Origin of the sequence: Saccharothrix ecbatanensis, from assembly GCF_014205015.1 — a bacterium.
GTDB lineage: Bacteria > Actinomycetota > Actinomycetes > Mycobacteriales > Pseudonocardiaceae > Actinosynnema > Actinosynnema ecbatanense.
Window position 1 is genome coordinate 450,909 of record NZ_JACHMO010000001.1, and the last position, 19,992, is coordinate 470,900.

Annotated in this window: 20 protein-coding genes and 1 riboswitch; of the genes, 11 read left to right on the top strand and 9 right to left on the bottom strand. The window is 70.9% G+C overall.

Annotated elements, in window-relative coordinates; all coding sequences use genetic code 11:
• Window positions 1–27: 27 nt before the first annotated feature.
• Both F4560_RS02050 and F4560_RS02055 read left to right on the top strand, forming a co-directional pair.
• Window positions 28–789 (top strand): enoyl-CoA hydratase/isomerase family protein, encoded by a 762-nt coding sequence (locus F4560_RS02050; protein WP_184915424.1) that lies wholly within the window; start codon window positions 28–30, stop codon window positions 787–789.
• A gap of 46 nt (window positions 790–835) precedes the next feature.
• A complete protein-coding gene (locus tag F4560_RS02055; RefSeq protein WP_184915427.1) occupies window positions 836–994 on the top strand; it encodes a hypothetical protein in 159 nt (52 codons plus the stop codon).
• Between the two features lie 6 nt (window positions 995–1,000).
• Here the strand turns inward: F4560_RS02055 and F4560_RS02060 are convergent, their stop codons facing one another.
• From F4560_RS02060 to trxA, 4 genes are all read right to left on the bottom strand, one after another.
• Complete coding sequence (locus tag F4560_RS02060) at window positions 1,001–1,285, bottom strand: DUF4235 domain-containing protein (protein WP_184915430.1); 285 nt, start codon at window positions 1,283–1,285, stop codon at window positions 1,001–1,003.
• The gene (locus F4560_RS02065) at window positions 1,282–1,689 is read right to left on the bottom strand and encodes a DUF3618 domain-containing protein (protein WP_184915433.1); all 408 of its coding nucleotides are present in this window, start codon (window positions 1,687–1,689) and stop codon (window positions 1,282–1,284) included. Before F4560_RS02065 ends, F4560_RS02060 begins: the two co-directional genes overlap by 4 nt.
• Complete coding sequence (locus F4560_RS02070) at window positions 1,686–2,138, bottom strand: phage holin family protein (RefSeq protein ID WP_184915436.1); 453 nt, start codon at window positions 2,136–2,138, stop codon at window positions 1,686–1,688. The genes F4560_RS02065 and F4560_RS02070 overlap by 4 nt, the downstream gene beginning before the upstream one ends.
• 160 nt (window positions 2,139–2,298) lie before the next feature.
• On the bottom strand, window positions 2,299–2,673 hold the full coding sequence (gene trxA / locus F4560_RS02075) for a thioredoxin (RefSeq protein WP_184915439.1): 375 nt from the start codon (window positions 2,671–2,673) through the stop codon (window positions 2,299–2,301).
• 139 nt (window positions 2,674–2,812) lie between these two features.
• On the opposite strand from trxA, the gene F4560_RS02080 reads away from it, so the two are divergent.
• Entirely contained in the window at window positions 2,813–4,159 is a 1,347-nt protein-coding gene (locus F4560_RS02080) for an aminotransferase class V-fold PLP-dependent enzyme (RefSeq protein WP_184915442.1), read from the top strand.
• On the opposite strand, the gene srmL is transcribed toward F4560_RS02080, so the two are convergent.
• The gene (srmL, locus tag F4560_RS02085) at window positions 4,135–5,178 is read right to left on the bottom strand and encodes a PheS-related mystery ligase SrmL (protein WP_184915445.1); all 1,044 of its coding nucleotides are present in this window, start codon (window positions 5,176–5,178) and stop codon (window positions 4,135–4,137) included. The genes F4560_RS02080 and srmL overlap by 25 nt on opposite strands.
• 184 nt (window positions 5,179–5,362) lie before the next feature.
• On the opposite strand from srmL, the gene F4560_RS02090 reads away from it, so the two are divergent.
• Genes F4560_RS02090 through cobM form a run of 3 tightly spaced genes read left to right on the top strand, consistent with a single transcriptional unit; the run spans window position 5,363 to window position 7,656 of the window.
• Window positions 5,363–5,749, top strand: a complete 387-nt coding sequence (locus tag F4560_RS02090; RefSeq protein WP_184915448.1) for a pyridoxamine 5'-phosphate oxidase family protein — start codon at window positions 5,363–5,365, stop codon at window positions 5,747–5,749.
• A 6-nt stretch (window positions 5,750–5,755) separates the two neighbouring features.
• Entirely contained in the window at window positions 5,756–6,916 is a 1,161-nt protein-coding gene (gene cbiE / locus F4560_RS02095; protein WP_184928837.1) for a precorrin-6y C5,15-methyltransferase (decarboxylating) subunit CbiE, read from the top strand.
• Complete coding sequence (gene cobM, locus F4560_RS02100) at window positions 6,913–7,656, top strand: precorrin-4 C(11)-methyltransferase (RefSeq protein WP_184915451.1); 744 nt, start codon at window positions 6,913–6,915, stop codon at window positions 7,654–7,656. Before cbiE ends, cobM begins: the two co-directional genes overlap by 4 nt.
• A gap of 11 nt (window positions 7,657–7,667) precedes the next feature.
• Here cobM and F4560_RS02105 read toward each other — a convergent pair whose 3' ends face one another.
• Window positions 7,668–8,741, bottom strand: a complete 1,074-nt coding sequence (locus F4560_RS02105) for a cobalt-precorrin-5B (C(1))-methyltransferase (RefSeq protein WP_184915454.1) — start codon at window positions 8,739–8,741, stop codon at window positions 7,668–7,670.
• 20 nt (window positions 8,742–8,761) lie between these two features.
• On the opposite strand from F4560_RS02105, the gene F4560_RS02110 reads away from it, so the two are divergent.
• On the top strand, window positions 8,762–9,469 hold the full coding sequence (locus F4560_RS02110) for a cobalt-precorrin-6A reductase (protein ID WP_184915455.1): 708 nt from the start codon (window positions 8,762–8,764) through the stop codon (window positions 9,467–9,469).
• On the opposite strand, the gene F4560_RS02115 is transcribed toward F4560_RS02110, so the two are convergent.
• Genes F4560_RS02115 through F4560_RS02125 form a run of 3 tightly spaced genes read right to left on the bottom strand, consistent with a single transcriptional unit; the run spans window position 9,444 to window position 12,531 of the window.
• Entirely contained in the window at window positions 9,444–10,901 is a 1,458-nt protein-coding gene (locus F4560_RS02115) for a precorrin-2 C(20)-methyltransferase (protein WP_184915457.1), read from the bottom strand. The genes F4560_RS02110 and F4560_RS02115 overlap by 26 nt on opposite strands.
• Entirely contained in the window at window positions 10,898–11,524 is a 627-nt protein-coding gene (locus tag F4560_RS02120; RefSeq protein WP_184915459.1) for a precorrin-8X methylmutase, read from the bottom strand. Before F4560_RS02120 ends, F4560_RS02115 begins: the two co-directional genes overlap by 4 nt.
• Window positions 11,521–12,531: a ferredoxin-like domain-containing protein gene (locus tag F4560_RS02125; RefSeq protein WP_184915461.1), complete on the bottom strand. Its 1,011-nt coding sequence runs from the start codon at window positions 12,529–12,531 to the stop codon at window positions 11,521–11,523. The genes F4560_RS02120 and F4560_RS02125 overlap by 4 nt, the downstream gene beginning before the upstream one ends.
• A gap of 7 nt (window positions 12,532–12,538) precedes the next feature.
• Window positions 12,539–12,674, top strand: a riboswitch (cobalamin riboswitch).
• Between the two features lie 34 nt (window positions 12,675–12,708).
• Here F4560_RS02125 and cobN point away from each other — a divergent pair.
• The 4 genes from cobN to F4560_RS02145 all read left to right on the top strand — a co-directional run bounded on the left by cobN (window position 12,709) and on the right by F4560_RS02145 (window position 19,992).
• A complete protein-coding gene (gene cobN / locus F4560_RS02130) occupies window positions 12,709–16,287 on the top strand; it encodes a cobaltochelatase subunit CobN (protein ID WP_184915463.1) in 3,579 nt (1,192 codons plus the stop codon).
• Window positions 16,288–16,808: 521 nt separating this feature from the next.
• On the top strand, window positions 16,809–18,098 hold the full coding sequence (locus tag F4560_RS02135; protein WP_184915465.1) for an ABC transporter substrate-binding protein: 1,290 nt from the start codon (window positions 16,809–16,811) through the stop codon (window positions 18,096–18,098).
• Entirely contained in the window at window positions 18,098–19,099 is a 1,002-nt protein-coding gene (locus F4560_RS02140) for a carbohydrate ABC transporter permease (protein WP_184915467.1), read from the top strand. Before F4560_RS02135 ends, F4560_RS02140 begins: the two co-directional genes overlap by 1 nt.
• Window positions 19,099–19,992, top strand: a complete 894-nt coding sequence (locus F4560_RS02145) for a carbohydrate ABC transporter permease (RefSeq protein ID WP_184915470.1) — start codon at window positions 19,099–19,101, stop codon at window positions 19,990–19,992. The genes F4560_RS02140 and F4560_RS02145 overlap by 1 nt, the downstream gene beginning before the upstream one ends.

The window sequence follows — 19,992 nt, forward strand, 5'->3', positions numbered from 1 at the left end:
TGGCCGCCCAAGCCTTACTCTCCGGTAATGACGCTGAGCCTCGACACCGCGGGACCGGTGGCGACGTTGACCATTGATCGCCCGGCCAAGCGCAACGCCATGAGCTTCGAGATGTGGTCCGCGCTGCCGGGGCTGCTGGCCCGGGTGCAGGACGACGACGCGGTGCGCGTGCTGGTCATCCGGGGTGGTGAGAACTTCTCGGCGGGCGCGGACATCAGCGAGTTCGCGACCCTCCGCAAGGGCGCGGACGGCGCGGCCCGGTACGGCAAGGCCGTGCACAACGGCGAGCGCGCCATCGCCACCCTCGGCAAGCCCACCATCGCCGCCATCACCGGGTTCTGCATCGGCGGCGGCTGTGAGATCGCGCTGGCCTGCGACATGCGGTTGGCGGCGGCGGACGCCCGGTTCGGCATCACGCCCGCCAAGCTCGGCATCGTCTACACCTTCACGTCCACCAAGCAGCTGGTCGACGTGGTCGGCCCGGCGTGGGCGAAGCAGATCCTGTTCAGCGGCGAGATCGTGGACGCGGCCACCGCGCTGCGGGTCGGCCTGGTCAACGAGGTGCACCCGGCGGACGCGCTGGAGGGACGGGTCAAGCAGCTGGCCGACACGATCGCGGCCCGTGCGCAGGTCAGCGTGCGTGGCGCCAAGCAGATCGTGAACCGGATCACCGGCGGGCAGCACGACGAGGACGACGCGGCGCGGGCGCTGTGCATCGACGCGGCGCACAGCCCGGAGTACGCGGAGGGCGTGTCGGCGTTCCTGGAGAAGCGCGAGCCCAGGTTCTAGACGGCACGCCCAGGTTCAGAAGCCCGGCGGAGGGTACTTCGACGGCATGACCGAACCTGAAGAGCCGATCAACCCTGAAGAGCCGATCAACCCGGACCCGCCGCACTCGCCGGGCACGCCCGAGCCGCCCGACCTCGACGTGGACCCGGAGCAGTTCCTCGACGAGGGCGAGCGGCGCGGGGAGCGGGACGAACCGCCGTCCTGAACGGCGTCAGTCGCCGTCGTACTTGTCGGTGTCACCCGGCCACTTGCCGGTGAGCCGGTCGTAGCCGGTGGCGCCGCCACGGTCGATCGCGGCCTTGACCACGCCGAAGATCGCGCCCTGGACGGTCGCCGCCAGCAGCACCTCGCCCCAGCCGCGGTCCTTCTGGGTCGCGGACGGCGCCTCCTTGGTGCCGGTGATCAGCTTCCACACCTGCCCGAACAACGCGCTGGCGGCGAGACCGCCGAGCACGCCGAACAGCATTCCGAGCGGCCGGTAGAGCAGCTTGTTCATACCGTCCGCCCCCGCCGCATCATCCGCCACAGCAGCATCAGGACCGCCGCCGCGACCGCCGCGACCGCGCCGGGGTGCCGCCGGACCTGCTGCACGCCCTGTTCGACCCGCTGCTGCACGGGAGGCGGCAGCGACTCGACCGCGTGCGCGGCCTTGTGGCCCACCTCCTCCGCGGCGTGGCTGACGGCGGCGGTCGTCTTGCCCGCCGCGGCCGACACGGCCGCATTGGCCCTGGTAGCGGTCTCCTTCACCTGTTCCACTCCCTCGTGCGTCTTCTCCTTGACGCGTCCGGGCACATCTGCCTTGTGCACCAGCGCTTCGACGGTGTCACCCAGGTCGCGTCGGGTCCGTTCGACATCGGCGCGCAACGCGTCCGGGTCGTTGGGGAGGTCCTTGCCGCTCATCGGTGTGCCCTCTCGCTCACGGTGGCGATGTCCTGCTTGACGCCCGCGATGGCCTCTTCCGGCACCGCCGGGGTGCCGCGGTCGATCTGCTTGCGGCCGATCAGCGCGAGCACGCCCGCGATGACGAACACGGCCACCGCGACGATGAACGCCGCGATCCACGCCGGCATGACGGTCGCCAGCAGCAGCACCACGCCCGCGATCACCGTCATCAGGCCGAACCAGGCCAGCACGCCCGCGCCGCCGAGCAACCCGGCGCCGGCGCCGACGCGCTTGCCCTTCGTGCGCATCTCGGCCACCGCCAACCGGATCTCGTCCCGGGCCAGCCGCGTCATCTGCTCCGAGAGCCGGCTCACCAGTTCGGCGGTGGACGGTTCCCGCGCGGTGACGCGCTCGCTGACGCGGCTGGTGACGCCGTCGTCGGTGTGGGTGGTGGCGACGTGACTCATGGCCGTCTCCTCTCTCCACTTCGCCCACCGACTACCCGAAAACGCGGGGGTGTACGCACGGTGTTCGAGTGGCGGGGTGAGAGGGAGGCGGGAAAGCCCGCGGGGCGGGACCTGGTGGCCCCGCCCCGCGATACGTCTGTGATGGACCGAGGAAGTCCGGTCAGGCCTGCTGCTCGGAGGCCTGTTCGGCGACCTGCTTGCGCACGTCTTCCATGTCCACCTTGCGGGCCTGCTCGATCAGGTCCTCCAACGCGGCTTCCGGCAGTGCCCCGGGCTGGGCGTAGAGGACGACGCCGTCGCGCACGATCATCAGGGTCGGGATCGAGCGGATCTGGAACGCGGCGGCCAGCTGCTGCTCCGCCTCGGTGTCGACCTTGCCGAACACGATGTCGGTGTGCTTCTGGGCGGACTTCTCATAGGTCGGCGCGAACTGGACGCATGGTCCGCACCAGCTCGCCCAGAAGTCGACCAGGACCATCTCGGAGCCGCCGACAACCTCGTCGAAGTTCTCCGCAGTCAGCTCCACGGTGGCCATAGGTCCTCCTTGCTGTGGACATGGGGTTGCCCCCTTGTACCCGGCGCAACGATTTCCACACCCACGCAATTCCCTTCAACGGCGTGTGGACGTCATCAACGCCGCGTTGTAACTTTTCGGGTGAACATGGAGGCTCCGCATGCGCGTTCCGGCGTCGTACCTGATCCAGTTCCACGAGCCGGGCGGCTACCTGGACTTCGCCCGGTTCGGGCCGCCGTCGTTCGCGGTGGTGGACATTTCGACCCGGCTGTTGGAGGCGTCGGCGGCGGCCGGTCCGGCGACGGTGGACGACCTGATGCGGCAGGAGGCGCGGGCCAAGGCGGCGGTCGCGCGGCTGTGCCGGACGAGCGCCGATCACGTGACGTTGCTGCCGAACACCAGCACCGGCTTGTTCCAGGTCGCGCTGGGTCTGAGCGGTGAGGTGCTGGTGTCGGCGGGGGAGTTCCCGGCGAACACCTACCCGTGGGCGCGGTCGCCGGGTGTCGACGTGTCGTGGCTGCCGCCCGGTCCGGTGACGGCCGACGTGGTGCGCGCGGCGTTGACGCCTGACACGGTCGCGCTCACGGTGAGCGCGGTGGACTTCCGCACCGGGTACCGGGCGGACCTGGCGGCGTTGCGCGAGGTGGTCGGCGACCGGCTGCTGATCGTGGACGGCATCCAGGGCTTCGGGGTGGTGGACGAGCCGTGGGAGGCGGCCGACGTGCTCGTGGTCGGCGGCCAGAAGTGGCTGCGGGCGGGCTGGTCGACCGGGTTCATGACCCTGTCGGACCGGGCGCTGGACCGGCTGGACCCGGTGCTGTCGGGCTGGACCGGCGCAGTCGACCGCGGCCTGTTCGACGATGCCGTGCACGCGGTGGCGGAGGGCGCGGTGGGCTGGTCGATCACCAACCTGAGCCCGATCGCGTCGGGCGCGTTGGCGGCGGCGTTGGAGCTGGTCGAACTGGCCGGGGTGGGGAACATCAACGCCCGGATCGGCGCACGACTGGACGAGTTGGCCGACGTCGTCCACGCGGCGGGCGGTGAGGTGGTCTCGGCGGTGGATCGCCGCGCGGGCATCCTGGCGTTCACCCTGCCGGACCGTCAGCCGTCGGCGATCGGCGCGTCGCTGGCGGAGGCGGGCGTGACGGCGACCGTGCGGCCCGAACACGTCCGCCTGTCACCGCACGCCTCCACCACGCCGGAGACCGTCGCCCGCTTCGCCGCCGCGTTGCGGGACAAGACCCCGGACGTCCGACCGGTGACGTCCGAGGTCTCCGAAACCCTGCCCGGTGACGTCAACGGCCTCCGACGTCTCCTGGTCGAACGCGCCGTGACATCCGTAGGAGTGCCGGTGGAACTGATGAAGAAGTCCCACAAGACCCGCGTGGTGCGGCTCCTGGACGACGCCGGCCTGTTCCGCGTCCGGGATTCCGTCGACTACCTGGCGGGCGTGCTCGGCGTGACCAGGTTCACGATCTACAACTACCTCAACGAGACCAGGGGCTGATCGCCTTCGTGCACGGCCGCGTAGGCGGCGTCACGGGCGGCGTTGGCCTCGTCGTCCGTGAGCGTCCGGGTCAGGTCGCGGAGGACCAGGCGAAGCAGCACGTTCTTCTGCTCCGGCCGCGCGCCGAGCCGCCCCACGGCCGCCGCCGGCAGGTCGCGCACCGGTGTCTCGCTCACCACCACGACCTCCTCCACCAGGTCGCCGATCACGGCCCGCACGACGTCACCGATCGTCTCGGCGTCGGCGTCCGGATTGACCGCCACCGAGATGTCCCGGGTGATCGGCGGGTGCTTGGACACCGGCCGGTACGGCGTCAGGTCGAGCATCTGGGCGGACACGCGCGGGTCGTCGGAGGACAGCAGGCGGATGTCCGGGATGCCCTTGCGCAGCATCAGGAGTCGGTCCAGGCCAACGCCCAGGGCTAGGCCGTGCACGTCGTCCGGCAGCCATGCCCGGCGCAGCACGTGCCGGGCGGCGAGACCGCACTCGGCGACCTCCAGCCACTCGCCGTCCACCAGCACGTCCACCTGACGGCCGGCCGACGTGTACGGGTGAGTGGCGGGGGTGGTGCGGTAGCGCAGGCCGGGCACTGCGGCGGTGATCACGGTGTCGATCAACTCGTCCAGGTCGGCCCGGTGGTGGGAGATCCGCCACACGTCGAGCTGGTGCGGCGTGCCCGAGTGCACCCGGTCGACGGCGTCACGGCGGTACACCATGCCGACGCACGCCAGCGTGACGTCCTCCCAGCCGTCGTCGGCGCCGAGCAGTCGGAGCGCGGGCGGCACCATCGCGGTCGTGTGACTGCGCAGCATCCGGTTTTCGCTGGTGTAGCGCGTGTAGCGGGCGTCTCTGGTGATGGCGTCGGGCGGGTAGCCCAGCGCGGTGTAGTTGTCGTCGATCGACACTTCGGGGCGGTCGCGCAGCACGCGCGGCTCACCCGGCAGGGCGGCGGTGATCCGGTCGACCAGGAGTTGCATGGCGTGCGGCCCGTAGGTGGGGTCGCTGAGGTCACGAGGCATCGCGGGTTGGTCCCTTCGAACGGTGGTGGACGTCGGCTGAGGAGTCCCCCGAGCCGGTCCGCCACCGGGACCGCGTGAACTAGCGCACGCCGCAGGCCCCAGCGACCGGGTCTCCCGGCCGGGGGCGGCTAAATCGGCGCGTCACGTTTTCCACCCTAGCCCGCGCGTGCCGCATGATGCACGCATGTTGTCGACCAAGGGCGAGGACTTCCGCGCGTTCTGGACCGAGCGCCACCTGTGCACGCTGACCACGATCCGGCCGGACGGCACGCCGCACGTCGTGCCGGTGGGCGTCACGCTGGACGTCGACACCGCCACCGCCCGGGTGATCAGCTCGCGCGGCTCGCACAAGGTCCGCCAGATCCTCGCCGCCGGCGCCGCTCCCGCCGCCGTGTGCCAAGTGGACGGACGCCGGTGGTCGACGTTGGAGGGTGTGGCCGTGGTGCGGCAGGAGCCGGAGGCCGTGGAGGACGCCGTGCGCCGTTACGCCGCCCGCTACCGCCAGCCCCGCGTCAACCCGGAGCGCGTGGTGATCGAGATCGCGATCACCCGCGTGCTGGGGACGGTCTGAGCCGTGGTGGTCACCGTGATCGGGATCGGGGCCGATGGCTGGGAAGGCCTGCCGCACGCGTCACGTCACGAGATCGCGTCGTGCGAAGTGTTGATGGGCAGCGCACGGCAACTGGACTTGGTCCCTGGTGCGTTCGAACGCGTGCCGTGGCCGTCACCGCTGGTACCGGCGTTGCCCGGACTGCTGGAGCGGTACGAGGGCCGGCGGGTGGGAGTGCTGGCCAGCGGTGATCCGATGTTCCACGGCATCGGCACGACCCTGGTCCGGCTGCTGGGCGCCTCGCGGGTCCGCGTCGTGCCGCACCCGTCGTCGGTGTCGCTCGCGTGTGCCCGGCTGGGCTGGGCGTTGGACGACGTGGACGTGGTCAGCCTGGTCGGGAAGCCCGCCGCGCTGCTCGTTCCGCACCTGCACCCCGGACGGCGTGTGCTGGTGCTGGGCGGCAACCCGCGTGAAGTGGCGGCTCTCGCGCCGGACGCCCGGCTGACCGTGCTGGAGCAGTTGGGCGGGCCTGGGGAGCGGGTGCACCACTCGCTGGACGACGCCGACCCGCTGCACGTGCTGGCGGTCGAGTGCGGCGCGGACGGTGCTTCGCTGACGCCAGGGAGGCCGGACGACCTGTACGAGCACGACGGGCAGTTGACCAAGCGGGAGGTGCGGGCGGTGACGTTGTCGCTGCTCGCGCCCCGTCCCGGTGAGCTGCTGTGGGACGTCGGCGCGGGTGCGGGGAGCATCGCGGTCGAGTGGTGCCGGACGCATCCGAGCTGCCGGGCCATCGCGGTCGAGCAGCATCCGGAGCGTGCCGCGCGCATCACCCGCAACGCGACGACGTTGGGTGTGCCGGGCATCTCGGTCGTGGTCGGAGCCTCGCCCGGGGTGTTGGATCTTGAAGTGTTGGACCTTGAAGCGCCCGACGCGGTGTTCATAGGTGGCGGGCTCACCGCCGAAGGTGTGGTCGAGCGCTGCTGGGACGCCTTGAAACCCGGCGGGCGGCTCGTGGCCAACGCGGTCACGCTGGAGTCGGAGGCCGTGCTGACGCGGTGGCACGCCCGGCTCGGCGGTGACCTGACCAGGATCGAGGTCAGCCGGGCGACCGCGATCGGCGGCTTCACCGGCTGGCGTCCGCAGATGCCCGTGACCATCTGGGCCGTGATTAAGGAGAACGTGTGACCGTCCACTTCATCGGCGCCGGGCCGGGCGCGGCCGACCTGCTCACCCTGCGGGCGGCGCGGCTCATCGCCGAGTCACCGGTGTGCCTGTACGCGGGCGCGTTGGTGCCGGTGGAAGTCCTCGAGCACTGCCCGCCGGACGTCCGTCTGGTGGACACGGCGAACCTGGACCTGGACCGGATCATCACCGAACTCGCCGCCGCGCACGCCGCCGGGCAGCAGGTGGCGCGGCTGCACTCGGGCGACCCGTCGGTGTTCAGCGCGATGGCCGAGCAGATGCGCCGCCTGGACGCGCTGGGCATCCCGTACGACGTGACGCCGGGGGTGCCCGCCTTCGCCGCCGCCGCCGCGTCGCTGAACCGCGAGCTGACCGTGCCGGGCGTCGGGCAGACCGTGATCCTGACCCGCACGTCGGCCCGCGCCACGCCCATGCCGCCGGGGGAGGACCTGGCGACTCTCGGCGCGTCCGGGGCCACACTCGTGCTGCACCTGGCCGTGCAGCGGATCGAGGAGGTGGTGGCGGACCTGCTGCCGAACTACGGCTCCGAGTGCCCGGTCGCGGTGGTCGCGCGGGCCAGCCGTGACGACGAGTTGGTGCTGCGCGGGACGCTCGCGGACATCGCCGACCAGGTGCGGGCGGCGGGCGTGAAGCGGACCGCGATCATCGTGGTGGGCGAGGTCCTGGCGGCCGAGGGCTTCCCGGACAGCCACCTCTACTCGACCGCCCGCTGCCGGTCGTGAGTGAGTCAGGATCAAGCACGGCCGACGATGGAGCCGGCGCGGTCGATCACGATGATGTCCACGGTGATCGGTTCGCCGCGCAGCACGTCGTCCGCCGTGGCCTTGGCGCGTTCCGCCACCAGGTCGCCCAGCGGCACGCCGGCGGCCTGGCACACCTGCAACGCGCCGAGCGCGGTGTTCGCCTCGGTCACGGCCTTGGCCAACGCCGGGTCGTCCACCAGCGAGGCGAGGAAGTCCAGGTTGACCTGCGAACGGCCGGAGTGCAGGTCCAGGTGACCGTCGGCCAGCTTGGACAGCTTCCCGATCCCGCCCGCGATCGTCAGCCGGGGCACGGGGTGGCGGCGCAGGTACTTCAGCACGGCCCCGGCGAAGTCGCCCATGTCCAGCAACGCGTCCTCGGGCAGTCCGTGCACCTCCGCCGCGACCTTCTCCGACGTGCTGCCGGTGCACCCGGCCACGTGCCGGTACCCCTGCGCCCGCGCCACGTCGATCCCGCGCCGGATGCTGTCGATCCACGCCGAGCACGAGTACGGCACCACGATCCCCGTCGTGCCCAGGATCGACAGCCCGCCCAGGATGCCCAACCGCGGGTTCCACGTCTTGCGCGCCAACTCCTCGCCGTGCTCGACCGAGATGGACACGACGACGTCACCGCTGCCGCCGTGCTCAGCCGCCACCCGCGCGATGTGCTCACGCATCATCTGCCGCGGCACGGGGTTGATCGCGGGCTCGCCGACCGGCAGCGGCAGGCCGGGCTTGGTCACCGTGCCGACCCCGGGACCGGCCTCGAACACCACCCCGCTGCCTGGCGCGCCGCGCCGGACCGTGGAGCCGACCAGCGCGAGGTGCGTGACGTCCGGGTCGTCGCCCGCGTCCTTCACGATCGCGGCGAACGCCCGTTCGGCGCCCGACTCGTCCGGGGCGAGCGACTCGCGGGCCAGCGCGAACGACGGCGTCTGGCCCTTCGGCAGCACGATCCGCACCGGGTCGGGGAACTCGCCGGTGAGCAGCGCCGTGTACGCCGCCGTGGTGGCGGCGGTGGCGCAGGCGCCGGTGGTCCAGCCGAAGCGCAGGTTCGTGCTCACGGCGTCAGGATGCAACAGCCGTGAAAACCGTGCTGATACTGGGTGGCACCGGGGAGGCCCGTGCGCTCGCCGCCGCGCTCACCGACGTGAGGGCGATCTCGTCCCTGGCCGGTCGGGTGGCCGACCCGAAGCTGCCGGAAGGCGAGGTCCGCATCGGCGGCTTCGGCGGTGTCGAAGGGCTGATCGCCTACCTCGAAGCCGAACACGTCGACGCCGTCGTGGACGCCACGCACCCGTTCGCCGACCGCATCACCGCGAACGCCCTGGCCGCCACCACCGCGACCGGCACGCCGTTCCTCGTCCTGCGCCGCCCCGGCTGGCCGCCCGAGGACGACTGGCAGTACGTGGACAGCGTCGCCGAGGCCGCCGCGCTCGTCGCCGGCCGCCGGGCGTTCATCACCACCGGACGCCAGGAGCTGGCCGGGTTCACTAGCGGCGTGGCGCGGACCGTCGATCCGCCCGACCCGCCGAACCCGAACCTCCAGCTGATCCTGGACCGAGGACCGTACACAGTGGACGGCGAGGTGGACCTCATGCGCGAGCACCGCATCGAGGTCCTGGTCACCAAGGACAGCGGCGGCCCGATGACGGCGGCCAAGCTGACCGCCGCCCGTCACCTCGGCATCCCGGTGGTCGTCGTGCGCCGACCGCCGCCACCGCGAGCGCCGATCGTGGAGACGGTCGCGGAAGCGGTCGACTGGCTCACCCGGGGTAGCGGCGCGGGGTGAACACCGTGCCGCGCGAGCTGACCAGGGTCTGCGACGAGCCGATCAGCAGCAGGCACCGCATGTCCACAGTGGACGCGTCCAGGTCGGCCAGCCGCACCACCCGCACGGACTCCTCCGGCCCGCCGACGTCCCGTCCGACGACCACCGGCGTGTCGGGGGATCGGTGCCGCAGCAGCACTTCACGTGCCTTGTCCACCTGCCACGTCCGGCTGCGCGACGCCGGGTTGTAGATCGCCAGCACGAGGTCGGCCTTGGCCGCCGCCTCCAGCCGCTCCTCGATCACGTTCCACGGCTTGAGCCGGTCCGACAACGACACCACGCAGTAGTCGTGCCCCAACGGAGCGCCGACCCGGCTGGCCACCGCGTGCGCCGCCGTCAACCCCGGCAGGACCTTCACCGGCACGTCCGCGAACTGCTCCTCGGTGGCCACCTCCAGCACCGCGCTCGCCATCGCGAACACGCCCGGGTCACCGGACGACACCACCGCGACCCGCCGCCCGCGCTTGGCCAGGTCCAACGCGAACGCCGCCCGCTCGGACTCCACCTTGTTGTCCGACGCGTGCCGCCGCTGCCGCGGGTTCACCGCCACCCGGTTCAGGTAGGTCACGTACCCGACCAGGTCGTCCGCCGCCGCCAACGCCCGTCGGGCCTCCGGCGTCAGCCACTCCGGCCCGGCCGGACCCAGCCCGACCACGACGACCTCGCCCAGGGACTCCGCACGCGCCGCGGGTCTGCTCGGCAGCAACGCCAACGAGAAGTACGGCACGTCCTCGGCGTCCACTTCGGACAGTGGCGCGGTGCGCTGCGCCCCGGTCGTCGCCCGCTCCACGTACCAGGCCTCGTCCAACCGCCCTGCCCGCGCCAACGCCTCCCGCACCTGCGGGAACGTCCGCCCCAGCTTCATGATCGCCACCGGGTCGCCACCGGCCAGGTGCTCCGTCAACGCGTCCGCGGACAACGTCCCCGGCAGCACGGTCAGCACCTCGTCCCGCTCGACCAACGGCCGTCCGATCACCGCCGCGCCGGCGCTCACCGACGTCACCCCCGGCACCACCTCGGCCTCGTACCGGTGCGCCAACCGCTTGTGCAGGTGCATGTACGAGCCGTAGAAGAACGGATCGCCCGCCGCCAGCACCACGACCGTGCGCCCGGCGTCCAGATGCGCGGCCAACCTCGCCGCGCACTCCTCGTAGAACGCGTCGATCTCGCCCTGGTAGTCGTCGGAGTCCTCGGTCGTGACGGGGTAGACGAGCTGCTCCTCGACCTGCCCCTCGCGCAGGTAGGGCGCGGCGATGCGACGGGCCACGCTCCGACCGTGCCGCGCGCTGTGGAACACCACCACGTCCGCTTCGCCGATCAGCCGTGCCGCCTTGACGGTCACCAGCTCCGGGTCGCCCGGACCCACCCCGACCCCGTACAGCTTGCCCGTCATTCTTCCTCACTCGCGATCGCGTTGATCGCCGCCGCGGTCATGGCGCTGCCGCCCCGACGCCCGCGCACGACGAGGTACTCCAACCCGAGGTCGTTGTCCGCCAACGCGTCCTTCGACTCGGCCGCGCCGATGAACCCCACCGGGACGCCGAGCACGGCGGCCGGCCGAGGCGCGCCCGCCGCGATCATGTCCAGCAGGTGGAACAGGGCGGTCGGCGCGTTGCCGATGGCGACCACCGCGCCGTCCAGCCGGTCCCGCCACAGCTCCAACGCGGCGGCACTGCGCGTGTTGCCCATCTCCGCCGCCAACCCCGGCACCCGCGGATCGCTCAACGTGCACACGACCTCGTTGTCGGCGGGCAGCCTGCGCCGCGTCACGCCCGCCGCGACCATCTGCGCGTCGCACAGGATCGGCGCGCCCGCCAGCAACGCCGCCCTGGCGTCACGCACGACGTTCGGCGAGTAGTCGACGTCCGACACCAGGTCGACCATCCCGCAGGCGTGGATCATGCGCACCACCACCCGGGACACGTCGGCCGGGAACCGCGCCAGGTCGGCCTCGGCGCGGATGGTGGCGAAGGAACGGCGGTAGATCTCCGCGCCGTCCCGGACGTAGTCGGTCAACTGATCTCCTCGTAGCCGTCGCCGGTCGCGACGAACTCCACCACGTCGCCGGCCGGTCGTCCGCACCGCCGTGCGCAGCCGGACCAGTGCACTTGACCCGTGTGCGGCGTGCCCACCCAGCGCGTCGCGTCGGCCCGCACGTCGGCCAGCGACTTCGCGCACCCCGGCCGCCCGGTGCAGGCGCTGACGCCGTGCCACGGCGAGTCCGGTGACGTGAACAACCCGTTGGTATCGCTCCCAGCGGGCACCACCAGGCTCCGCCACGGCGTCAGCCGCACCGGCACACCGCCCAGCAGCCGTGCGTCCAACCGCCCCAACGGCACACCCGCCACGACGACGGGACCGTGCGCGCCCGGTGCGACCGGCGTCACAACCGGATCGATCAGGGACGGGCCGGGAGTGCCGCCCAGCGCTTCCGTGATCTTTCGCACACCGCCGTCCACTTCGGACAGCCGCCACGCGTCGCCGCGGATCTCCTGGAACACCCGTGCGGCGGTCACCACGGCGTCGACCGGATCGGTCACGCGGAGCCCGGAATCGCGCCCTGCCAGGAACAACGCGTCACCGACCAGCCCCACGTCACCCGCCAGCCCGCTCACCGCGCCACCCACCGTGACCAGGAACCGACCGGGCAACGACGCCAGCTCCGGCGCCGCGCACAGCGCCGCGTCGATCGCGTCGACCAGCCCCTGGTTGTCCTCCAGCGGGGCCGCGATGATGTTGCGCATCCGCTCGTGCGTCACGGAGGGCAGCAGGCCGACCTCGCGCAGCCGAGCGCCCAACTCCAGCTCCGCACCCGGCGGCAAGGCCCTGATCTGCACGTTCGCCCGCGAGGTCAGCTCAAGCGAGCCGTCACCGAGCTCCAGCGCGGCGGTCCGGAGCGCGTCGAACCGGGTCGCGCTCAACGTCCCGCCGGGCACCCGCACGCGCGCCAGCCCGCCGTCGGCGGCCTGATGCACGTCGACAGCTCCCGGGCAGGCGTCTGGGCGAACTCGGCCGGTGGACATGGGCTGGATGCTAACCGCCCGTTAGGGTGGCGTCCGAACGGCGAAGCAACAGGAGGAAGCCGGTGTGAATCCGGCGCGGTCCCGCCACTGTGACCGGGGGAAACCCCGGGAGCCAGGAACTCCGCCCGCCGTCCCCTACGACTTGGGGCGAGGACCCCCGAGGGATGGAGCCCGCACGTGATCCTGCTGTTGTCGACCTCCGACACGGACCTGCTGTCCGCCCGCGCCAGCGGCGCCGACTACCGCCTGGCCAACCCCGCCCGCACCGCCGTGGACGACCTCCCGGCGCTGGTGGAGGGCGTCGACCTGGTGGTCGTGCGCATCCTCGGCGGACGCCGGATGTGGGAGGAGGGGCTGGACTGGCTCCTCGCCCGGCCGCTCCTGGTTGTCGTGCTCGGCGGCGAGCAGCACCCGGACGCCCCGCTGATGGAGCTGTCCACCGTGCCCGGCGGCGTGTGCGCCGAGGCCCACGCGTACCTGGCCCACGGCGGCGCGGTGAACCTCGCGCAGCTGCACCACTTCCTGTCCGACACGGTGCTGCTCACCGGCCAGGGCTTCGCGCCGCCCGAGCCGACCCCGACCTGGGGTCCGCTGGAGCGCGCCACCACCGGCGATGGTCCGGTGATCGCGGTGCTCTACTACCGCGCCCACCACGTCGCCGGGAACACCGCGTTCGTGCACGCGCTGTGCGACGCGATCGAGGCCAAGGGCGGCCGGCCGCTGCCGATCTTCTGCGCCTCCCTGCGCGCGGCCGACGCCGACCTGCTGACCGAGCTGGGCAAGGCGGACGCCCTCGTGGTCACCGTGCTCGCCGCCGGCGGCACCAAGCCCGCCGGCGCGTCCGCCGGTGGTGACGACGACGCGTGGGACGTGGGCGCGTTGGCTGCCCTCGACGTGCCGATCCTCCAGGGCCTCTGCCTCACCAGCAGCCGCGCCTCCTGGGACGAGAACGACGACGGACTGTCCCCTTTGGACACCGCGACGCAGGTGGCGATCCCGGAGTTCGACGGCCGGATCATCACCGTGCCGTTCTCGTTCAAGGAGATCGACGAGGACGGCCTCACCGTCTACGTGGCCGACGAGGAACGCGCGGCGCGGGTCGCGGGCATCGCCGTCCGCCACGGCAGGCTGCGCCACATCCCACCGGCCGAACGCCGCATCGCGGTGATGCTCTCGGCGTACCCGACCAAGCACTCCCGGATCGGCAACGCGGTCGGCCTGGACACCCCGGCGAGCGTCGTGCGGCTGCTCACCGCGATGAAGGACCACGGCTACGACATCGGTGACGAGCTGCCCGGCGTGGCCGCGCTGGACGGCGACGCGCTGATCCACGCCCTCATCGCGGCCGGCGGGCAGGACGCCGACTGGCTCACCGAGGAGCAGATCACGGGCAACCCGGTCCGGCTGCCGGCCGCCCGTTACCGGCAGTGGTACGCGACCCTGCCGGAGGACACCAGGCAGGAGATGGAACAGCACTGGGGCGAGGCGCCCGGCGAGCTGTTCGTGGACCGGTCCCGGGACAAGGACGGCGAGATCGTGCTCGCCGCCCTCCGCTCCGGCAACGTCGTGGTCATGGTCCAGCCGCCGCGCGGCTTCGGCGAGAACCCGATCGCGATCTACCACGACCCGGACCTGCCGCCCAGCCACCACTACCTCGCCGCGTACCGCTGGCTGGAGGACGAGTTCGGCGCCGACGCCGTGGTGCACGTCGGCAAGCACGGCAACCTCGAATGGCTGCCCGGCAAGACGGTGGGAATGTCGGCGGGCTGCGGCCCGGACGCCGCGCTGGGCGACCTGCCGCTGATCTACCCGTTCCTGGTGAACGACCCGGGCGAGGGCACCCAGGCGAAACGGCGGGCGCACGCCACCCTCGTGGACCACCTCGTGCCGCCGATGGCCCGCGCCGACAGCTACGGCGACATCGCGCGGCTCGAACAGCTGCTGGACGAGCACGGCAACATCGCCGCGATGGACCCGGCGAAGCTGCCCGCCATCCGGGCCCAGATCTGGACCCTCATCCAGGCCGCCAAGCTCGACCACGACCTGGGGCTGGACGACCGGCCGCACGACGCCGAGTTCGACGAGCTGATCCTGCACGTCGACGGCTGGCTGTGCGAGGTGAAGGACGTCCAGATCCGGGACGGCCTGCACATCCTCGGCGAAGCGCCCACCGGCGCGACGAGGGTCAACCTCGTGCTGTCCATCCTCCAGGCGAAGCAGATGTGGGCGGGCGAGGTCGCCGCGCTGCCCGGCCTGCGAGAGGCGCTGGGCCTGTCGGAGTCCGCCACCGCCGCCGACCACACCCGCACGAACACCGACCGGGTCGAGGAAGAGGCGCGCGCGCTCGTCCAGGCGATGGAAGACGCCAATTGGGATGTCAACGCGGCGCGATCGCTGACTGGTAACGAGGACGTCGCCCGGATCCTGGAGTTCGCCGCGCTGGAGGTCGTGCCCCGGCTGGCCCGCACCACGGACGAGATGACCAACGTGCTGCACGCGCTCGACGGCGGCTACGTCCCGGCCGGCCCCAGCGGCTCGCCGCTGCGCGGCCTGGTGAACGTGCTGCCCACGGGCCGCAACTTCTACTCCGTCGACCCCAAGGCGGTGCCGTCCCGGCTGGCCTGGGAGACCGGCCAGGCCATGGCGGACTCGCTACTCGACCGTTACCGCTCGGAAACGGGGGAGTGGCCGCCGTCGGTGGGCCTGTCCGTGTGGGGCACCAGCGCCATGCGCACGGCCGGTGACGACATCGCCGAGGTGCTGGCCCTGATGGGCGTCCGGCCGACGTGGGACGACCAGTCCCGCCGGGTCACCGGCCTGGAGGTCATCCCGCTCGCCGAGCTGAACCGGCCGCGAATCGACGTGACGGTCCGCATCAGCGGCTTCTTCCGCGACGCATTCCCGCACGTGGTGGCGCTGATCGACGACGCGGTGCGACTGGTGGCGAACCTCGACGAGTCCGCCGAGGACAACTACATCCGGGCGCACGCCCAAGCCGACCTGGCGGAGCACCGCGATCCGCGGCGATCCACAATGCGCGTCTTCGGCAGCAAACCGGGCGCATACGGCGCCGGTCTGCTCCCGCTCATCGACAGCCGGAACTGGCGGGACGACGCCGACCTCGCCGAGGTGTACGCGGTGTGGGGCGGCTACGCGTACGGCCGCGAACTCGACGGAGTGGAAGCCCGGCCGGCGATGGAGAGCGCCTACAAGCGCATCGCCGTCGCGGCCAAGAACATCGACACCCGTGAACACGACATCGCCGATTCGGACGATTACTTCCAGTACCACGGCGGAATGATCGCGACGGTCCGCGCGCTAACCGGTAAAGCGCCGGCCGCCTATGTCGGCGACAGCACGCGCCCCGACGCGGTTCGCACCAGGACTCTGCAAGAAGAGACGAATCGCATCTTCCGCGCCCGCGTCGTGAACCCGCGGTGGTTGGCGGCAATGCGCAAGCACGGGTACAAAGGCGCGTTCGAACTGGCCGCCACGGTCGACTACCTGTTCGGCTACGACGCGACCACCGGTGTGGTCGCCGACTGGATGTACGAGCAGCTCGCCGCGAGCTACGTGCTGGACCCGGAGAACCGGAAGTTCCTGGCCGAGTCCAACCCGTGGGCCCTGCACGGCATCTCGGAACGGTTGCTGGAGGCGGCCGAGCGGGGCATGTGGGAGCACCCGGAAGCCGAGACGCTGGAAGCGCTGCGAAACGCGTACCTGGAGACCGAGGGCGATCTGGAAGACGGCCGCTGATCCCGGCCGCGGCCCGAACGTAATAGAACGGCGACGCTAAACAGGGGTACCCCCTAGATTAGGGCCCCTCGCACATAGGGAATCACGAGCCACCGACAATGGTGGCCGCCCGACGACTCGGCCGGCCGGTGTCCGCTACCCGGCCGGCCGATCCGCGCCACCCGGCCGGACGACTCGGCGTGCCCGGCGGGACGACTCGCGGTGCGGGTGCGGACGACTCGGAGCGACACCCCGGCGACACGTCGGACGCCAGTAGGTGGACACTGGCTGCGCGGCGTGGTGCATGAGTCGTGAATGTTTTCCGCCGTGGATTAACCGAGCGTGTCCGACCGGTCTACGAACAGTGCCTGAACGGACCATCGGACACACGGCTAGCAGAATCGGTCCAGCAGGGCAAATGTCGCAAGGTCGGTAACAGCGCGGACACGGGAGCTTGACACGACTCCGTGGCGCGAACCACACTCCCCCAAAACCTGGGAGCGCTCCCAGAACGTTCATCGCCGATCAACCGAGGAGTTCTCGTGCGCTACCGTCGAGCAGGCTTGGCCAAAGTCCTGGCCTGCACCGCAGTGCTTGCCGCAGCCGCCACGGCCTGTGGCTCGGGAGAGTCCGGAAAGTCCGCCGACGGCAAGGTCGAGCTGACCATCGCGACCTTCAACCAGTTCGGCTACGAGGAACTCTTCAAGGAGTACGAAGCCGCGAACCCGAACGTCAAGCTCACCGAGCGCAAGACCGGCCAGGCGTCGCCGCACCACCAGAACCTGTTCACGAAGCTGGGCGCGGGCTCCGGCCTGGCCGACATCGAGGCCGTCGAAGAGGGCTTCCTGAGCCAGGTCATGGCGAAGTCCGGCCAGTTCGAGGACCTGAAGGAGCTCGGCCCGAAGGACGTCCGCGAGGACCGCTGGCTCCAGTGGAAGACCGACGCCGTCACCACCAAGGACGGCAAGCTCATCGGTTACGGCACCGACATCGGCCCGCTGGCCATGTGCTACCGCAAGGACCTCTTCGAGGCCGCCGGTCTGCCGTCCGACCCCGAGGGCGTGAAGCCCCTGTTCGCCACCTGGGACTCGTACTTCGAGGCCGGTGACAGGTACGTCGCCGCCAGCGGTGGCAAGGCGTGGTTCGACTCCGCCGCGCAGATCTTCAACCCGATGCACAACCAGGCCGAGGTCGGCTACTTCGACCGCGACGACAAGCTCGTGATCGAGACCAACGACGACAAGAAGATCTTCGAGCAGGTCGCCGGCGCGGTGGCCCGCAAGCAGTCCGCCAAGCTCGCGGCGTGGAGCCCCGAGTGGGAGACCGGCTTCAAGCAGTCGGCCTTCGCCACGAAGACCTGCCCGTCCTGGATGCTGGGTGTCATCGAGGGCAACGCCGGCCCCGAGCACAAGGGCAAGTGGGCCGTCACGGCCGCGTTCCCCGGCGGCGGCGGCAACTGGGGCGGCTCGTTCCTGACCGTCCCGAAGCAGGGCAAGAACAAGGCCGAGGCCGCCAAGCTGGCCGCGTGGCTGACCGCGCCGGAGCAGCAGATCAAGGCGTTCAAGGCCAAGGGCACGTTCCCGAGCCAGACCGAGGCGCTGATCTCCCCCGAGCTGCTGAACCAGACCAACGAGTACTTCGGCGGCGAGAAGGTCGGCATGCTGTTCTCCGAGCAGGCCAACAAGGTCTCGGCTGCCCAGTACAAGGGCCCGAAGGACGGCGAGATCCAGGACAACGTGGTGTCGCCGGCTCTCCTGGCCGTTGAGCAGGGGACCTCGGTCGGGGACGCCTGGAAGACGGTTGTCGAGGGAGCCCAGAAGGCTGCCAAGTAATGACGACCGAACTCACGGTCACGCGCGGGCGGGGCGCCGAGCCCCGCCCGCCGCGGCGCGACGACAACGATGACATCGGTTCGGGCAAGAGTTGGCGCTACAAGCTGACCCGCCTGGACGTGAAGTTCTCGCCGTACCTGTACATCGCCCCGTTCTTCATCCTGTTCGCCGTGGTGGGCCTGTTCCCGCTGCTCTACACCGCCTACATCTCCCTGTTCGACTGGGAGTTGGGCGGGGACGAGCAGCCGTTCGTCGGGATCGACAACTACGCCGAGCTGTTGGCCGATTCGCAGTTCTGGAACGCGATGGTCAACACGCTCAGCATCTTCGCGATGTCGACGATCCCGCAGATCATCACCTGCGTGCTGCTGGCGGTGCTGCTCAACACGGCTCTGCGCGGGCGGACCGGCTGGCGGATGGGCGTGCTGCTGCCCTACGTGGCCAGCCTCGTCGCCCTGACGATCATCTTCGGCGACCTGTTCGGCGTGCAGTACGGCATCATCAACGACCTGATCGAGATGATCGGCCTCGACCGGATCGACTGGCAGGCCGAGCGCTGGTGGAGCCACGTCGCCATCGCGTCCATGGTCAACTGGCGCTGGACCGGCTACAACGCGCTGATCGTGCTGGCCGCCATGCAGGCGATCCCGCGCGACATCTACGAAGCGGCCTGGGTGGACGGCGCGAGCAAGGTGCGCCAGTTCTTCAGCATCACGCTGCCCATGCTGCGCCCCACCCTGATCTTCGTGGTCGTCACCTCGACCATCGGCGGTCTCCAGATCTTCACCGAGCCGCTGCTGTTCTCGCCTTCCGCGGGTGTCAACGGCGGTGCGACCAACCAGTACCAGACGGTCGTGCTCTACATGTACTCCTCCGGTTTCCGGAGCTTCGACCTCGGCTACGCCTCGGCGATGGCCTGGGTCCTGTTCGCCGTCATCATCGCGATCGCGGGGATCAACTACCTGATCACCCGCAAGCTCGCGACCAGTGGGGAGGCGTGATGGCCACCGTCGCCGATCGCCAGGCATCGACCGGTGTCAAGCGCGCGCGGAAGTCCAAGGGCAAGGCCGGATCGCTCGCCGAGCGCCGTCCGGGCTTCGTCGTCTACGGCATCCTGATCGCGTTCATCCTCGGTTCGGCGTTCCCGTTCTACTGGTCGTTCCTGGTCGCCAGCCACGACGACGCGAAGTTCACCGCCGAGATGCCCCTGCTGCCCGGTGGCAACTTCTTCCACAACGCGGGCCGGGTGCTCGACTCGATCCCGTTCTGGAAGGCGCTGGGCAACAGCGTCATCGTGTCGGGCACGGTCACCGTGTCCGTGGTGATCCTCTCCACCCTGGCCGGTTTCGCGTTCGCCAAGCTCCGGTTCAAGGGTCGCGGACCGCTGATGGTGTTCGTGGTCGCCACGCTCGCGGTGCCCACGCAGCTCGGCATCATCCCGCTCTACATGGCGATGGCCGAGTTCGGCTGGTCCGGCACCCTCGGCGCGGTCATCATCCCCAACCTGGTGACCGCGTTCGGCGTGTTCTGGATGCGCCAGTACATCGCGGACGCAGTCCCGGACGAGCTGATCGAGGCGGCCCGCATGGACGGGTGCAGCATGATCCGCACGTTCTGGCACGTCTGCCTGCCCGCGGTGCGGCCGGCCGCCGCCATGCTGGGCATCTTCACGTTCATGATGTCGTGGAACGACTTCCTCTGGCCGCTGATCGTGCTCAACGCGGACAACCCGACGATGCAGGTCGCCCTGGAGAAGTTGCAGAGCGGCTACTACGTCGACAACTCGCTCGTGCTAGCCGGGACCACGATGGCCACGGTCCCGATTCTGATCGTCTTCCTCGTACTCGGTCGGCAGATCGTCGCCGGGATCATGCAGGGTGCTGTGAAGGGGTAG

What these genes read in the sequence shown, in the direction of transcription:
- F4560_RS02090 (WP_184915448.1), top strand. Translation starts at nt 5,363, where the DNA reads ATGTTGTCGACCAAGGGCGAGGACTTCCGCGCGTTCTGGACCGAGCGC.
- srmL (WP_184915445.1), bottom strand. Translation starts at nt 5,178, where the DNA reads ATGCCTCGTGACCTCAGCGACCCCACCTACGGGCCGCACGCCATGCAA.
- F4560_RS02055 (WP_184915427.1), top strand. Translation starts at nt 836, where the DNA reads ATGACCGAACCTGAAGAGCCGATCAACCCTGAAGAGCCGATCAACCCG.
- F4560_RS02080 (WP_184915442.1), top strand. Translation starts at nt 2,813, where the DNA reads ATGCGCGTTCCGGCGTCGTACCTGATCCAGTTCCACGAGCCGGGCGGC.
- F4560_RS02145 (WP_184915470.1), top strand. Translation starts at nt 19,099, where the DNA reads ATGGCCACCGTCGCCGATCGCCAGGCATCGACCGGTGTCAAGCGCGCG.
- F4560_RS02140 (WP_184915467.1), top strand. Translation starts at nt 18,098, where the DNA reads ATGACGACCGAACTCACGGTCACGCGCGGGCGGGGCGCCGAGCCCCGC.
- F4560_RS02060 (WP_184915430.1), bottom strand. Translation starts at nt 1,285, where the DNA reads ATGAACAAGCTGCTCTACCGGCCGCTCGGAATGCTGTTCGGCGTGCTC.
- trxA (WP_184915439.1), bottom strand. Translation starts at nt 2,673, where the DNA reads ATGGCCACCGTGGAGCTGACTGCGGAGAACTTCGACGAGGTTGTCGGC.
- F4560_RS02070 (WP_184915436.1), bottom strand. Translation starts at nt 2,138, where the DNA reads ATGAGTCACGTCGCCACCACCCACACCGACGACGGCGTCACCAGCCGC.
- F4560_RS02115 (WP_184915457.1), bottom strand. Translation starts at nt 10,901, where the DNA reads ATGACGGGCAAGCTGTACGGGGTCGGGGTGGGTCCGGGCGACCCGGAG.
- F4560_RS02065 (WP_184915433.1), bottom strand. Translation starts at nt 1,689, where the DNA reads ATGAGCGGCAAGGACCTCCCCAACGACCCGGACGCGTTGCGCGCCGAT.
- F4560_RS02125 (WP_184915461.1), bottom strand. Translation starts at nt 12,531, where the DNA reads ATGTCCACCGGCCGAGTTCGCCCAGACGCCTGCCCGGGAGCTGTCGAC.
- F4560_RS02050 (WP_184915424.1), top strand. Translation starts at nt 28, where the DNA reads ATGACGCTGAGCCTCGACACCGCGGGACCGGTGGCGACGTTGACCATT.